The sequence below is a fragment of the Anaerostipes rhamnosivorans genome (assembly GCF_005280655.1).
Classification (GTDB): domain Bacteria; phylum Bacillota; class Clostridia; order Lachnospirales; family Lachnospiraceae; genus Anaerostipes; species Anaerostipes rhamnosivorans.
The window spans coordinates 730,170-744,480 of sequence record NZ_CP040058.1 but is presented as its reverse complement, the minus strand read 5'-3'; the positions used below and the strand labels follow the sequence as shown (position 1 = coordinate 744,480).

General features: G+C 49.1%; 12 protein-coding genes. 4 read left to right on the top strand and 8 right to left on the bottom strand.

The window, feature by feature from the left end:
- Positions 1-171: 171 nt before the first annotated feature.
- The 3 genes from AR1Y2_RS03615 to AR1Y2_RS03605 are packed head-to-tail and all read left to right on the top strand — an operon-like array spanning position 172 to position 2,084.
- Complete coding sequence (locus AR1Y2_RS03615) at positions 172-945, top strand: nitroreductase family protein (protein ID WP_137327744.1); 774 nt, start codon at positions 172-174, stop codon at positions 943-945.
- Positions 946-956: 11 nt separating this feature from the next.
- Entirely contained in the window at positions 957-1,313 is a 357-nt protein-coding gene (locus tag AR1Y2_RS03610) for an ArsR/SmtB family transcription factor (RefSeq protein WP_137327743.1), read from the top strand.
- A gap of 18 nt (positions 1,314-1,331) precedes the next feature.
- On the top strand, positions 1,332-2,084 hold the full coding sequence (locus AR1Y2_RS03605) for an EFR1 family ferrodoxin (protein ID WP_137327742.1): 753 nt from the start codon (positions 1,332-1,334) through the stop codon (positions 2,082-2,084).
- 7 nt (positions 2,085-2,091) lie between these two features.
- Here the strand turns inward: AR1Y2_RS03605 and AR1Y2_RS03600 are convergent, their stop codons facing one another.
- The 7 genes from AR1Y2_RS03600 to kdpA form a co-directional block, all read right to left on the bottom strand.
- Positions 2,092-2,790 carry a response regulator transcription factor gene (locus AR1Y2_RS03600; protein WP_137327741.1) on the bottom strand — a complete coding sequence of 233 codons (699 nt, stop codon included), beginning with the start codon at positions 2,788-2,790 and terminating at the stop codon, positions 2,092-2,094.
- Positions 2,774-3,871: a sensor histidine kinase gene (locus tag AR1Y2_RS03595; RefSeq protein WP_137327740.1), complete on the bottom strand. Its 1,098-nt coding sequence runs from the start codon at positions 3,869-3,871 to the stop codon at positions 2,774-2,776. Before AR1Y2_RS03595 ends, AR1Y2_RS03600 begins: the two co-directional genes overlap by 17 nt.
- Before the next feature lie 11 nt (positions 3,872-3,882).
- Positions 3,883-4,581, bottom strand: coding sequence for a response regulator (locus tag AR1Y2_RS03590; protein ID WP_137327739.1), 699 nt, complete (start codon positions 4,579-4,581; stop codon positions 3,883-3,885).
- Entirely contained in the window at positions 4,574-7,282 is a 2,709-nt protein-coding gene (locus AR1Y2_RS03585) for a sensor histidine kinase (RefSeq protein WP_137327738.1), read from the bottom strand. Before AR1Y2_RS03585 ends, AR1Y2_RS03590 begins: the two co-directional genes overlap by 8 nt.
- A gap of 85 nt (positions 7,283-7,367) precedes the next feature.
- Positions 7,368-8,006, bottom strand: coding sequence for a potassium-transporting ATPase subunit C (locus tag AR1Y2_RS03580; protein ID WP_137327737.1), 639 nt, complete (start codon positions 8,004-8,006; stop codon positions 7,368-7,370).
- Positions 8,007-8,026: 20 nt separating this feature from the next.
- Positions 8,027-10,096, bottom strand: coding sequence for a potassium-transporting ATPase subunit KdpB (kdpB, locus tag AR1Y2_RS03575; protein ID WP_137330187.1), 2,070 nt, complete (start codon positions 10,094-10,096; stop codon positions 8,027-8,029).
- A 24-nt stretch (positions 10,097-10,120) separates the two neighbouring features.
- Positions 10,121-11,851 (bottom strand): potassium-transporting ATPase subunit KdpA, encoded by a 1,731-nt coding sequence (gene kdpA, locus AR1Y2_RS03570; RefSeq protein WP_330554857.1) that lies wholly within the window; start codon positions 11,849-11,851, stop codon positions 10,121-10,123.
- 267 nt (positions 11,852-12,118) lie between these two features.
- On the opposite strand from kdpA, the gene AR1Y2_RS03565 reads away from it, so the two are divergent.
- The gene (locus AR1Y2_RS03565) at positions 12,119-13,024 is read left to right on the top strand and encodes a DMT family transporter (RefSeq protein ID WP_137327735.1); all 906 of its coding nucleotides are present in this window, start codon (positions 12,119-12,121) and stop codon (positions 13,022-13,024) included.
- Here the strand turns inward: AR1Y2_RS03565 and AR1Y2_RS03560 are convergent.
- Complete coding sequence (locus AR1Y2_RS03560) at positions 13,021-14,307, bottom strand: homoserine dehydrogenase (RefSeq protein ID WP_137327734.1); 1,287 nt, start codon at positions 14,305-14,307, stop codon at positions 13,021-13,023. The genes AR1Y2_RS03565 and AR1Y2_RS03560 overlap by 4 nt on opposite strands.
- Positions 14,308-14,311: the final 4 nt, after the last annotated feature.

Genomic DNA, 14,311 nt, shown 5'->3' with positions numbered 1-14,311 from the left:
TAAAAAGAATACTGTGAGCCGGATGTGAGGAAATGAAAAAAGATGTGAGATTCTTGTGAGGAATCCAACATGATAAAAAACAGGAACGGTAAAGACTTTCTTTCCCAATGTTGAAATCTGTATTTCCTTTGTTATAATGGTTCATAATCTTTAACGAAAGGAAGGAATCTTATGAAACCTCATAGAGTAAATATTGATGCTGACAAATGCATTGGCTGTGGATTATGCGCAAAGACATGTCCAGAACATAATATCGCCATAAAAAACAAAAAAGCGGTGGTCTTATTAAAAGACTGTCTCATGTGCGGACATTGTTCCTCTGTATGTCCGAAAGAGGCCATCTCAATCACCGGCTACAACACAAAACAACAGACGAAAAAAAATACTGCCCGTCTAAATCCTGATGAAGTCTTAGATGTGATTCGTTTCCGTCGGACCGTCAGACAGTTTAAAGACAAAAAAATACCGGATTCCGTGATTGCCCAGATTCTGGAGGCGGGAAGGCTCACCCATACTGCAAAAAATATGCAGGATGTATCTTTTATTGTCCTTGACAAAGAAAAGAACAAAGTAGAACAGATGGCAGTCCGCCTATTCAGAAAAGTCAAACCTATCGCAGACTTGTTTAGTCCCATGGCAAGAAATAATAAAATCCATGATCATTTTTTCTTTTTTCAGGCACCCACTGTTATTGTAATTCTTGCAAAAGACAAGACAAACGGGCTGCTTGCCGCACAAAATATGGAATTCGTTGCGGAAGCCAACGGGCTCGGACTGCTATACAGCGGTTTCTTTACATCCGCCGCGAATATTTCCAGAAAGATAAAGAGAACATTAAAAGTTCCCAGAGGGAAATGTGTTGCAATGACTCTGGTTTTAGGATACCCCAATGTAAGATTTCTGCGCTCTGCCCAGCGTGAGAAATTAGATGTGAGATATATGTAGAGGACGGAATCATGGAACAAGATTGTAAAAAAAGATTAAGCCAGATCATACAAGGTTTCACAGAGTGCAAAGATGCCTTCACCGCCATCGGTGATGAGACAAGACAGCTGATCTTATTCGTACTTTTAGAAAGTGACCTGTCTGGGATCCGTGTAGGGGAGATCGCCCGGAAAACGCATCTCACCAGACCATCTGTCTCTCATCACATAAAAATTTTAAAAGAGGCGGGAATCGTTGCCGTGAGAAAAGAGGGGACAAAGAATTATTATTATATAAGCTCAGATGAAACCCGCTGGAAACAGATTGCCGGGCTTATCAACCTTATATATGAGAGCGTTAAAAATAACAGCCATGATATTTCCAGGTAGTCAATAGGAGGAAACCTTATGATCTTATATTTTTCAGGAACAGGTAACAGTGAATATACAGCAAAGCGGCTTGCCCAGGAGTTACAAGATGAAGCAGTCAATCTGTTTCAGAAAATCCGCAGCCGCGATTACGGCGGTTTGTCTTCAGAGAAACCCTGGGTTATTGTCACTCCCACTTATGGATGGAGAATTCCCCGGATTGTACAGGAGTGGATGTCTAATACAAAACTCAGCGGGGCCAGGGATATTTACTTTGTTATGACGTGCGGGGGAAGTATCGGAAATGCGGCTTCCTATATAAAGAAGTTATGCTCAGGCAAAGGATTAAGCTTTCAGGGATGTATCCCTGTCATCATGCCGGAAAATTATATTGCTCTTTTTCAAGCGCCGGCACAAGAGGAGGCACTGGAAATCATTAACAGAGCGGAACCAGTCATAGCTGAGACAGCGCACCTGATAAAAAACAGGGAGACATATATACAGCCTGCCATCACTCTGAAGGACAGATTAAGCAGTGGTATCATAAATGACATTTATTACCCTGTCTTTATCCATGCAAAAAAGTTTTATTCCACAGAAAAATGCATCTCCTGTGGATTGTGTGAAAAGGTCTGTCCGCTAAATAATATCTCTGTTACAGATGGAAAGGCTGTATGGGGAAACCATTGTACCCACTGTATGGCATGTATCTGCCGCTGTCCTGCCGGGGCAGTAGAATATGGCAGCCACACCAGGAACCTGATCCGGTACCGCTGCCCCAAACATAGTTAGGTCTTTTTCACTCATCTACCAGCCGGTAGCCCACTCCGATCTCCGTTATGATATACCTCGGTTTGGCCGGTGTCTTTTCTATTTTTCTCCTGAGGGCCGCCATCAGGGCCCTCAGGGCCTGAGTGTCCCTTCCATAACCTTCACCCCATATCTCCCGGATGATATAGGTGGTAGTGAGCACCCGACCCATATTTTTAAAGAGCAGGACCAGAAGCTGATATTCCATTGGTGTCAGATGCAGAATCTTCCCATCCAGGGAAACGGCCCGTTTCTGGATATCCAGCCGCAGTCCGCCCACTTGAAAGGACGTCTGTTCCTTTGCTTTTGTTCCCTTATAGTAATGGCGGAATGCCACCCGGATCCTCGCCAGCAGTTCCGTGGCAGAGAATGGTTTGGTCAGGTAATCATCGGCACCTGCATCCAGGGCCGCAGCCTTTTCCCTGTCCTGGTCCCTTGCCGATACGATGATCACCGGCATCTCCGACCAATCCCTGACGTTCTTTAAAACATCCATACCGTCCATTTTCGGAAGGCCCAAATCCAGAAGCATCATATCCACAGGCTCTGAGACAAGCGCATTCAGGGCACTCTCGCCGGAGTTTGCCGTGATACATTCAAAGCCCTCACGCTTCAGGGCATAACTGATAAAATTGCGGATCTGGGGATCATCCTCCACAATAAGAATGCGTTCATGATAATGCTCCATTGTTTCTTTCCTCCTTGTTCCATGGAACCGTAAAAGTGAAAACAGCACCTTTGCCGTCCGGGCGGTTTCCTGCTTTTATCGTTCCTCCATGTGCTTTTATGATCGTATCACAGATAGCAAGGCCGAGGCCGATCCCCTGTTTGGAATCTGTTTCTCTTGTACTGGAAGTATAAAAGGTCTCAAAGATCTTCGGAAGATCCTCTTCTGAGATTCCTTCTCCCCGGTCCGCCACTGTGATCGTTACCATGCCTTCGTGTTCCGGGGCTTTTACAGAGACAGTGACCGGCTCCTCCGGTCTTGAATGCTTTACCGCATTGTCCAGAAGATTTACAAACACCTGCTCCATGAGCCTGGCATCCATGGGAATCAAAAGAAATTCCTCCGGCATTTCTACCTGGATCTCATGCTCGGGAGCCCTTTTTCCAATGACCGCAATGGCTCCCCCAATGACTTCCTCCAAAGCTTCCGGCTCTTTTTTAATATTCAGCCGTCCGTCCTGGAGCCTTGTGAGGCTTAAAATATTTTCTACCAGGGAATGCAGCCAGTCCGCATCCTTGTGAATTCCCGCAGCCATCTCATGGCACGGGTCGTCTTTGTCTGTCATACCGATGAGCATTTCAGAAGTACCCATGATGCCTGACAATGGGGTTCTCAGATCATGGGAGATGGCCCGCAGAAGATTCCCCCGGTACCTCTCCTGCTCTATCTCCGCCTCCTTCTCCTGCGCTCTCACCGCGTCCTCCTTCACTCTGGTTGTCAGGGCGCTGGTAAAGATGGCGGTAATGGTCATGATCACAAATGTGATCAGATACCCCGGATTATAGACGGCAAAAGAGTAGTATGGCCTTGTGAACAGCCAGTTAAATAGAAACGTGGCGATGACGGAGGCCGTAAGCCCAAACACGTAACCCTTTGTGAATCTGGATGTCATCAGCACGGACAGCATGTAAACGATCACAATGTTGGATTCCTGAAACTTCATTTCCCTGAAAATGATCCCCACGGCGGAAGCCAGCAGGAGGAACCCTGCCATGACCAAGAACTGCCAAAGCATTGGCTCCTTGTCTTCTTTTGTCTGCATAATGTCCCTCCTTAACCTATCTTCAGCATCCGGTAGCCGATCCCCACATGGGTCTGAATATATTTGGGATGGGAGGTATCCGCCTCGATCTTTTTCCTTAGGTTTGCCATATAGACCCTGAGCGATGTCACATCACTGTCCAGGGCGCTTTTCCACACATGGTTTAAAATATAATTATGAGTCAGAACCTTGCCCACGTTTCTTGCCAAAAGGCAGAGAAGCTTGTATTCAATGGGCGTCAGGTGGAGCTCATTTCCGTCCAGGGAAACGCAGCCAGAACTATAGTCAATCACAAGGCCGCCGTTGAGAAACACAGCCTCCTCCTGGGAGTTTTCCGTAAAATCTTTCATTCTTCTCAGGCTGACTCTAAGCCTTGCCAGCAGCTCCTCCACGTTAAACGGTTTTGTCAGATAATCGTCGGCCCCTGCGTTGAGGGCGTCGATCTTGTCACCGTCATCGCTTCTGGCACTGACGACAATGATCGGCATCTTAGACCAGCTCCTCACCTTCCTGATGATCTCCATGCCGTCCATGTCCGGAAGACCCAGGTCCAGGAGCATGAGATCCGGTGTCTGGGAAACCGCCTCCACAAGGGCCTCCTGACCCCGGGATGCGGTGTGGTAGCGGTATCCCTCAATATCCAGTGTGGTGGTGATCAGATTCTTTACTGCTTTGTCGTCCTCCACAACGAGGATCAATGGTTTATCCATGTACAATTACCTCCTCAGCCTGCAGCTCAAATGAAAATACGGTACCTTTCGGCTTATTATCCCTGACACTTATTGTGCCTCCGTGAGCCTGGATGATGGATCTGCACAGGGCAAGACCCATGCCCATACTCCGCCGGCTGTCCGCTGCGATCTTATTTCCCGTATAAAACATATCAAACAGCTTGGCTTTTGCCTCATCGGAAATACCCTCCCCGTCATCAGACACCTCAATGACCACCTTCCGGCCCTTCTTCACTGCTGAAATATCAATGTTGGAGCCTTCTTTTGTATACTTGATGGCATTGTCTACCAGGTTGATGATCACCTGGATCATCAATCTGGCATCCATATCTGCCATCATCATATCGTCATCCATATGAATCTGGACATGATGTTCACTCTTTCTTCTGTCGATATGTTTCATCGCTTCCAAGATCACTTCCTCCACGATCTCCGGCTCCTTTTCAATCTTCATGGTTCCATTTTCTATTCTGGTGACGGACAGCAGATTCTCCACCAGATTGATCAGCCACATGGCATCATCATAGATGTCCGTGTATAACTCCTGCTTCTTTTCTTCAGACAGGTGGTCCGAATTCTGCCTTAGGACGCCTGCGTTTCCCGAGATGCTTGTGAGCGGTGTCCTCAGGTCGTGGGAGATGGAACGGAGCAGGTTGGCCCTGAACTCTTCCCTCTGGGCCTTTAATTCCGCCTCCTTTTGTTTTGCAGCGATCTGGTCTTTCTCCAGAGCCAGCCCGATCTCATCCAGCATGGAGATCATAAGCTCTTTCTCAAAGGTCTCAAGCTTAGTCTTCTCAAGGCAGATCCCGATGACCCCGTGTACGTTCTCGTCACTCCTCACTGCCAGATATAGGCCGTTGGAACCTGGAAGAGTGTCCGTGGTGGCCCCTGCATGCTTATTATTTTTCTGCACCCATTCTGCCACAGCCTTCTCCTCATGGGTCAGATATTTGCTCAGGTCCGTCCCAGCATCATCCCCAAAGGCTCTTGGCTCCAGAAGTTTACCGTCCTCAGCCTCGTAAAAAATAATAGCACGGTCTAAAAGTCTTGTCATCTGTCTGGAAGAAAGCTCAATGATCGCCTCCCGGTCATCTGCATTTTGAAGCCTGCGGTTTGTCTCCAGCAGAATGCCCGTGCGGTAGGCCTGGATGGATGCGGCTCTGGCCTGCTGCTTTACCCTTGTCATAAGATTTCCTGTGATCAGGGCGGACAAAAGCATGATAGCAAAGGTCACCGGATAGCCGCTGCCGTAGGCGTTGAACGTAAACACCGGCTGGATGAACAGAAAATTAAAGACTAAAACACTGCACACAGAAAATATAAGGCTGTAAAATCTGTACTCCGTTACAAGTGCAGTGATGAGAGTTCCCAGAATATAGATGGTGATCGTGTTGGACTCGCTGAAGCCGATGCTCTGAAACCACAAGCCCAGGAAGGTGACCGCCAGAAATATGCCTGTCGTCTTCAGCACATCCTGTGTGGTCACCCTGACCTTCTCTTTCTTCCAGATTACCTTTTTTGCTGAGTCAGGTGCGGCCTGTTGGTCCGGTATGATATAAATATCCAGATTCGGCGCCAATGCTGAGAGCCTGTCTGCAAAGTTATGTCTGGCTGAAAAAACCCTCCGATTCATAGACCGCCCGATGACGATCTTGGAGACCCCTGACGCCTTTGCATAACCTGCGATCTGTTCCGGGATATCCTCCCCGAAAATGGTAGTGATCTTGGCCCCCAGCTGTTCGGCAAGGCGCACATTTTCCACCAGCCTCTTTTCATCTTCCGGAGAAATCTTATCCGCAGCCTCTGTCTTTACAAAGACCGCCGTGAACTTTCCGTGAAATGCCCTGCTCATTCTTGACGCAGTGCGGATCACACGCTGGTTGGAAGGGGACGGTGACAAGCAGATGAGAATATGTTCATCCGTATAATATCCCTCTTTTCCCTCCTGCTCCTTCTGCTGTTCGGAAATATGGTTCACCCTATCCGCTGTCCTCCTGAGCGCGATCTCTCTCAGCGCCACAAGGTTGCTCTCTATAAAAAAGTTCTCCATGGCCTTTCCGGCCTGGGTTTCACGGTAGATCTTTCCGGCCTTCAGACGCTTTAAGAGGTCCTCCGGCTCTATATCCGCCAGTTCCACAGAATCCGCGTTGTCAAACACACTGTCAGGAATCCTCTCTCTCACGATCACTCCTGTGATGGACGCCACAATGTCGTTCAGGCTTTCGATGTGCTGGACATTGACTGTGGTATACACATCAATCCCTGCCTTCAAGATCTCTTCCACATCCTGGTATCTCTTTTTATGCCGGCATCCCACGCCGTTCGTGTGAGCCAGCTCATCCACCAGCACCAGCTGCGGATGCCTTTTGATGACACCGTCCAGATCCAGCTCCCGAAGCTTCATGCCGTTATATTCAATCTCCCTTACCGGTATGACTTCAAGACCCTTAAGCAGAGCCATTGTCTCAGGTCTGGTATGAGGTTCGATATATCCTGCCACGGTATCAGTCCCCTGTGCCAATGTCTCATGGGCTGCCTTTAACATAGCGTAAGTCTTCCCCACCCCAGCGGCATAACCAAAAAATATTTTAAGCTTGCCCCGCTCTCTTTTCTGTTCCTGTTCTTCCTGGCGGATCTGTTTCAAAATCCGATCCGGATCCCGGCGTGTTTCTTCTTTCATTTCATTTCCTCCCTAAACACATAGAACCTTACCATGGATTATACTCCATGGTAAGGCTTTATTCTATCCATCAAAGACAGATTCTCTATGATTTTAAAATTCCTTCCAGAGCCAGATTGACTTTCAGAACATTGACATTTTCTTCCCCAAAAATTCCAAGAAATTTGTGAGTGGTATATTTGTCGACGATCTTCTGAATTTCCTTCTCTGATTTTCCTGTGGTCCTGGCAAGACGTGGAATCTGATACTTGGCTGCTGCCACAGAGATCCCAGGATCCAGTCCGCTGCCGGAACAGGTAACCAGGTCCACCGGCACCTTCTTGCCGGCCTGCTCTGGATTTGCCTTTTTGATCATAGCAACACGGTCAGCCACCAGCTCTTTCATCCGTTTTTCATCGGTCTTTTTCCCTTTGGTTTCCCCTGCAGGTGTCAGGTTTGACGGCGATGCATACATGACCGGCCTGCCGTCCTTGTCTGTGAATGTCTCTGTATCCACGTTCATGATCCTTCCCCACATATGCTTTTCATCGTTGAACTGCTGGGCCAGAAGCTCACACCCATATTTCTTTCCGTTGACTTCCACGATGCTTCCGTTGGCCTTATCTGGAAACAAAAGCTGTGCGATGCCGGTGATGGCTAATGTATAAAACAGTCCGCATATGATGGAAAAGATCAATAAAATCAACGCCGCCTTGGGCAGATAATCCTTCACTATATTCTTCATAACTCAATAACATCCTTTCTTTAGACCAGACCCATCGCAACAATGATAATGTCGATGATCTTGATGGAGATAAATGGTGCGATGACCCCGCCGAGACCATAGATCAGCAGGTTCCTTGAAAGCAGGGCTCCCGCAGACACCTCTCTGTATTTGACCCCCTTTAATGCCAGAGGGATCAGCGCAATGATAATCAGCGCATTATAAATGGTAGCGGAGAGTATGGCGCTCATAGGACTGTGCAGGTTCATAAGGTTCAATGCCTGCAGTCCTGGATATAATCCCACAAACATCGCCGGAATAATAGCAAAGTATTTTGCTACGTCATTGGCAATACTGAACGTGGTCAGGCTTCCTCTTGTCATAAGGAGCTGTTTTCCAATCCTGACAATATCGATCAGTTTCGTGGGTGAGGAATCCAGGTCCACCATATTTCCCGCCTCTTTTGCGGCCTGGGTCCCTGTGTTCATGGCCACTGCCACATCAGCCTGCGCCAGGGCCGGGGCATCGTTGGTCCCGTCACCAGTCATGGCCACCAGATGGCCTTTTGTCTGCAGTTCCCTGATCATATCAAGTTTGCCTTCCGGAGTTGCCTCTGCAAGGAAATCATCGACTCCTGCCTCTGCCGCGATAGCCGCCGCAGTCAGCGGGTTGTCTCCGGTGATCATCACTGTCTTGATTCCCATTTTTCTAAGATCCGCAAACTTTTCTTTGACTCCTTGTTTGATGATGTCCTTTAAGTAAATGACTCCAAGGATCCGCTCATTTTTTGCCACAACCAGAGGTGTTCCCCCTTTTCTGGCGATCCCGTCCACGACTTCCTGGCACTGGGGGCTGAAGATCCCTCCTGCTTTTGTCACATACTCTTTGATGGCATCGGCTGCACCTTTTCGGATCTGGATGCCGTCATAGTCCACCCCGCTCATCCTTGTTTTTGCCGAGAATGGTACAAACTTCATGTGAAGTTCGTTTAAGTTTCTCCCTCTCAAGCCAAACTGTTCTTTTGCCAGCACTACAATGCTCCGGCCCTCCGGCGTCTCGTCCGGAAGGGAAGCCAGCTGGGCCGCGTCTGCAAGTTCTTCGGTACTGTTTGTGTCTACGGGGATAAATTCACTGGCCTGGCGGTTTCCGAGAGTGATCGTGCCGGTCTTGTCAAGCATCAGGGTATCGACATCTCCGGCCGCCTCAATGGCGCGTCCGCTCATGGCCAGCACATTGGCCTGGTTCAGCCGGCTCATCCCCGCAATGCCGATAGCTGAGAGCAGCGCTCCGATGGTGGTCGGTGCCAGGCACACCAGCAGTGCCACCAGAGAGGTAACGGAGGTCGGATTTGGGACCCCTGCCTGCTTTGCTGAAAACACGGAGTAGGAATACAGGGACACGGTTACCAGGATAAAGATAATGGACAATGCCACAAGGAAAATCTGCAGTGCGATCTCGTTTGGGGTCTTCTTTCTGGAAGCCCCCTCCACCATGGCGATCATCTTATCCATAAAGCTTTTGCCCGGTTCACTGGTCACTTTTACTACGATCCAGTCGGAGATTACTGTCGTTCCTCCGGTCACTGCGCTCCGGTCTCCGCCGCTCTCACGGATGACCGGGGCGGATTCGCCGGTGATGGCGCTCTCGTCCACGGAGGCTGCTCCGTCCACCACATCTCCATCGGCAGGGATTTGTTCTCCCGCCTTGATCAGCACGAAGTCTCCTTTGTTTAACTGGGTGGAAGGGACCACTGTCACTTGATCCTTCCTATCGGCAGATGGGATCTTATTGGCTGACACATCCTTTTTGGACGCGCGCAGGGCGTCTGCCTGTGCTTTTCCCCTGCCCTCGGCTATGGCCTCCGCAAAGTTTGCAAAAATCACGGTGAACCACAGAATGACAGCAATAGCCAGGGTAAACCCGGAAGGAGCGTCCTTTATGCCTGCCAGCGAGATAAAGAAGAGAACGGTCGTCATCACTGCGGATACATAGACCAGCATCATGACCGGATTCTTTACCTGTGTCTTTGGGGCAAGCTTTGCAAATGAATCTTTTACGGCTCTTGAAAGCATACTTTTGTCTGCCAGAGCACTTTTCTTTTTTGTTTCCATCATATTAACCACCTATTCTAAATTCTACATCTGAAGAAATTCTGCAATCGGTCCTAGAGACAGTGCCGGAAAGAAACTCAGCGCTCCCACGATCAATACGACCAGGATCAGTAAAAATACAAACATGGCATTGGTTGTGGAAAGTGTGCCGGCTGTCTGTGCAACTTTCTTTTTCTTGACCAGGCTTCCCGCGATGGCAAGAACCGCAAAGATCGGAAGAAACCTTACAAACAGCATGACCAGTCCCAGGCTCACGTTTAAGAATACGGTATCTGCTCCGAATCCCGCGAATGCCGAACCATTATTTCCTCCCGCAGATGAATAGGCATACAGGACTTCTGAAAAACCATGGGCTCCCGGATTGTTTAAGCTGTCTGCCACCTGTGGGAGCAAAGTTGCGATGCCGCTTCCGACAAGGATCGCCACCGGGGTGGCAAGGCAGACCAAAACTGCCATTTTCATCTCGTACGGTTCAATCTTTTTGCCCAGAAATTCCGGCGTCCGCCCTACCATGAGTCCCGCGATGAAGACTGCCAGAATCGCAAAGCCAAGCATTCCGTAAAGTCCGCATCCGGTGCCTCCGAAGACCACTTCTCCCAGCTGCATCAAAAGCATCGGGACCATACCACCAATCGGCGTATAACTGTCATGCATGGAGTTGACTGACCCATTGGAGGCCGCTGTGGTAAATGCCGCCCATGTGGCCGACGAAGCAATTCCAAATCTGGACTCTTTTCCTTCCATATTTCCGCCCGGCTGATCGTTGGTGCCAAGATCCACTGTCTGTTCATTGGCCAGCTGGGGTGTGCCCATCTGTTCGTTGTAGCCGATCACACCCAGCGATACAGCAAGCATCAGGAACATGGCCATAAAGATGGCAAATCCCTGCTTCTTATTTTTTACCTGTCTACCGAATGTAAAGCACAGGGCTGCCGGGATCAGCAGGAGAGAAAGCATCTCTACCATATTGGCCAGCGCCGTTGGATTTTCCAGCGGATGTGCGGAATTGACACCGAAGAAACCACCTCCATTGGTCCCTGCCTGCTTGATGGCAATCTGGCTGGCCGCCGGACCCTGGGGTACGATCTGCTGTGTCACCTCTGTGCCGTCCTCTAATGTAATGGGCTCTACCAGATCCACCGTCTCATAGGAATGAAAATTCTGTACCACTCCCTGGGAGACAAGGATCAGGGAAGATACGATACATAACGGGATCAGTATGTAAAGTGTGATTCTCGTAAGATCGACCCAGAAACTTCCCAGGCCTTTAGCCTTGACTTTGATGAATCCCCGGATCAGCGCAAACAAAACTGCGATCCCCACTGCGGCGGATAAAAAGTTCTGAACAGTGAGTCCCATTGCCTGGGTGAAATAACTCAATGTGGATTCACCGCTGTATGCCTGCCAGTTGGTATTGGTTATAAAGCTCACCGCATTGTTAAATGCCAGATCCCATGAAATTCCCTTCTGTCCCTGGGGATTCCATGGAAGAAATCCCTGGAACATGTGCATCAGCATCAACACGGCCAATGCCAGGATACTGAACATAAACACGCTTCCCGCGTACCGCTTCCATCCCATCTCTTCATCTTCTTTTACATGCAAGATCTTATAAATGCCACGCTCCACTGGGCGCAGGATCTTTGATAAAAATACCGTTTCTCCATCCATGATCTTACCGATATATTTTCCAAGCGGAATCGCCAGCGCGACCAGGATAACGAGATAAAGCACGTATTGTAATATAGCTTCCATCACATATTATCTCCTTTCAACAAGACTATGACTAAATAGACAAGCAGTGCCAGTGCTGCGGCACCGATCAGACAAATGACTGTATTCATTTTCATATCCTCCTTATGATTTAACAGCTTATCACACAGGAAATAAAATTAGTGTTAAGGTAGATGGGGAAGGCATTAAGATTGTATAAAGACGTTTTTCTCCATTGTCTCCAGGTGGACGCGCTTCGCGCAATAAGGTATACTATTCCTGATTATTGTTTGGAAAGTGAGAGTTGTTATGAGATTTTTTGAAAAGCATCCGATGTCCATGATCGTCATCGGGATTATTGGGATTTCCCTTTCTGCTATTTTTGTCAAGTATTCTTCTGCACCTTCGTCTGTGACCGCCGCTTACCGGTTGTTTTGGACGGTGCTTTTGATGACGCCGGTGGTGCTGGGCAAAAAAAGCTATCGGAAAGAACTTCGGCATACGGATCGGAAAACCGTGTGGCTCTGTGCAGTCAGCGGAATTTTTTTAGCCCTGCATTTTACGTTTTGGTTTGAATCCCTGAACCACACCACTGTGGCAAGCTCTACCGCCATTGTGTGCACGGAGGTCATCTGGGTTGCCCTGGGATTTACTCTTTTTATGAAAGGTTCTCTGTCCCGTACTGCGGTCATCAGCATTGCTGTCACCCTGGCCGGCAGTCTTCTGATCGCTTTTTCCGATTCTTCCGGTGCCCACGGCAGTCTATACGGGGACATACTGGCCCTGGCCGCCGCCGTGTTTGTGGCGGTGTACACTCTGATCGGAAGGATTGCCCGGACCGAGATGTCCACCGTGAGCTACACCTATATTGTCTATGGCTTCTGTTCGTTATCTCTGCTGCTGATCCTGCTGGTCCAGAGAACTTCTCTTTTTGGGCATGGAAAAAGCCCGGCAGTCGTCGGGCTTTTGTTAAGTATATTTTCCACTCTGCTGGGACACAGCATCTTCAGCTGGTGCCTGAAATTTTTCTCTCCGGCCTTCGTATCGGCCTCCAAGCTGTGTGAACCTGTGGTAGCATCCGTGTTCGCGGTCTTTTTGTTCCAGGAGCTCCCTGCCATCTTGCAGATTCTGGGAGGCCTCATCACCATCGGCGGTGTACTTCTGTATTCTAAGGCTGAGGCCTCAGAGGCAAAATCAGCCGCCGGGGCTGATTAGTACACCCGGATCACGCTGGATACCTTTTTCGTTGTCTCCATCTCCGCAATGTCTGCCAGAGCGTCAGAGAAATTCTGTTCTTTCACCTTGGCAGTGATGACAACCAGTTCCGCCATGTTATCTCTGCTGTTCTTCTGGATCACCTGAGAGATACTGACGTTATGTTTTCCGAGAGTATCCGCAATCTTCGCCAGCACACCGGCTCTGTCTTCCACCTGCATTCTCAGGAAATACTTGCTCTCGATCTCATTGATCTTTTTGATCGGAAGTTCCTTATAGCAGGTGCAGCTGATCCTTCCATTGCAGTGAAACTGGATATTCCTTGCCACGTCGATCACATCGCCCATGATGGCGCTGGCAGTTGGCAGCTCTCCGGCTCCTCGTCCATAAAACATGGCATCATCCACTGCATCCCCGTGGACAAACACCGCATTAAAGGAGTCATCCACCTTAGCCAGCGGATGACTGCTGGGGATGAGCATCGGGTGGACACGCACCTCAATGCCTTCCGGTGTGTTTTTTGCCACACCCAAAAGCTTAATGGTGCAGCCCATCTCCTTGGCGTAGGCAATGTCTCTGGATGTAATCTTGGTGATCCCTTCTGTATAAACATCAGAAAATGTTACCCGGGAGTTAAATGCGATGGAAGCCATGATAGCAACCTTCCGCCCGGCGTCGTATCCTTCGATATCGGCTGTCGGATCTGCCTCCGCATAGCCAAGCTCCGTGGCGAGCATCAGGGCATCGGAAAACTCCATCCCTTCCTCTGTCATCTTGGAGAGAATAAAGTTGGTGGTTCCGTTTACGATCCCCATGACCTCGGACAGATGGTTTCCCGCCAGACACTGTTTTAACGGCCGCAGAATCGGAATTCCGCCGGCAACGGCCGCTTCAAACAGCAGGTCGCACCCATGTTCAGACGCCGTGTCTAACAGTTCCTTTCCGTGTTCCGCGATCAGATCCTTGTTGGCAGTGACTACATGCTTTCCTGCCTTTAATGCCGCGTTTATGTATGTCCTGGCAGGCTCTATGCCTCCCATCACTTCCACAACGATCTGAATATCATCATCCTCAATGATATCCTCAAAACGGTCTGTGAGAAGGCACTGATCGATCCCCTCCCGTTTCTTTGTCTTATCCCTGACAAGGACCTTTTTAACGGAAAGATTTGCGCCTATTTTATGAGGCATCTCTTCCCTCTGGGCTTCAACCAGCTTATAAACCCCGATGCCCACAGTGCCTGATCCTAACAGGCCGATCTTTAATGTCTTTAATTCTTCCATCCCA

What these genes read in the sequence shown, in the direction of transcription:
- AR1Y2_RS03590 (WP_137327739.1), bottom strand. Translation starts at nt 4,581, where the DNA reads ATGGATAAACCATTGATCCTCGTTGTGGAGGACGACAAAGCAGTAAAG.
- AR1Y2_RS03585 (WP_137327738.1), bottom strand. Translation starts at nt 7,282, where the DNA reads ATGAAAGAAGAAACACGCCGGGATCCGGATCGGATTTTGAAACAGATC.
- kdpB (WP_137330187.1), bottom strand. Translation starts at nt 10,096, where the DNA reads ATGGAAACAAAAAAGAAAAGTGCTCTGGCAGACAAAAGTATGCTTTCA.
- kdpA (WP_330554857.1), bottom strand. Translation starts at nt 11,851, where the DNA reads ATGGAAGCTATATTACAATACGTGCTTTATCTCGTTATCCTGGTCGCG.
- AR1Y2_RS03565 (WP_137327735.1), top strand. Translation starts at nt 12,119, where the DNA reads ATGAGATTTTTTGAAAAGCATCCGATGTCCATGATCGTCATCGGGATT.
- AR1Y2_RS03615 (WP_137327744.1), top strand. Translation starts at nt 172, where the DNA reads ATGAAACCTCATAGAGTAAATATTGATGCTGACAAATGCATTGGCTGT.
- AR1Y2_RS03560 (WP_137327734.1), bottom strand. Translation starts at nt 14,307, where the DNA reads ATGGAAGAATTAAAGACATTAAAGATCGGCCTGTTAGGATCAGGCACT.
- AR1Y2_RS03580 (WP_137327737.1), bottom strand. Translation starts at nt 8,006, where the DNA reads ATGAAGAATATAGTGAAGGATTATCTGCCCAAGGCGGCGTTGATTTTA.
- AR1Y2_RS03610 (WP_137327743.1), top strand. Translation starts at nt 957, where the DNA reads ATGGAACAAGATTGTAAAAAAAGATTAAGCCAGATCATACAAGGTTTC.
- AR1Y2_RS03600 (WP_137327741.1), bottom strand. Translation starts at nt 2,790, where the DNA reads ATGGAGCATTATCATGAACGCATTCTTATTGTGGAGGATGATCCCCAG.
- AR1Y2_RS03595 (WP_137327740.1), bottom strand. Translation starts at nt 3,871, where the DNA reads ATGCAGACAAAAGAAGACAAGGAGCCAATGCTTTGGCAGTTCTTGGTC.
- AR1Y2_RS03605 (WP_137327742.1), top strand. Translation starts at nt 1,332, where the DNA reads ATGATCTTATATTTTTCAGGAACAGGTAACAGTGAATATACAGCAAAG.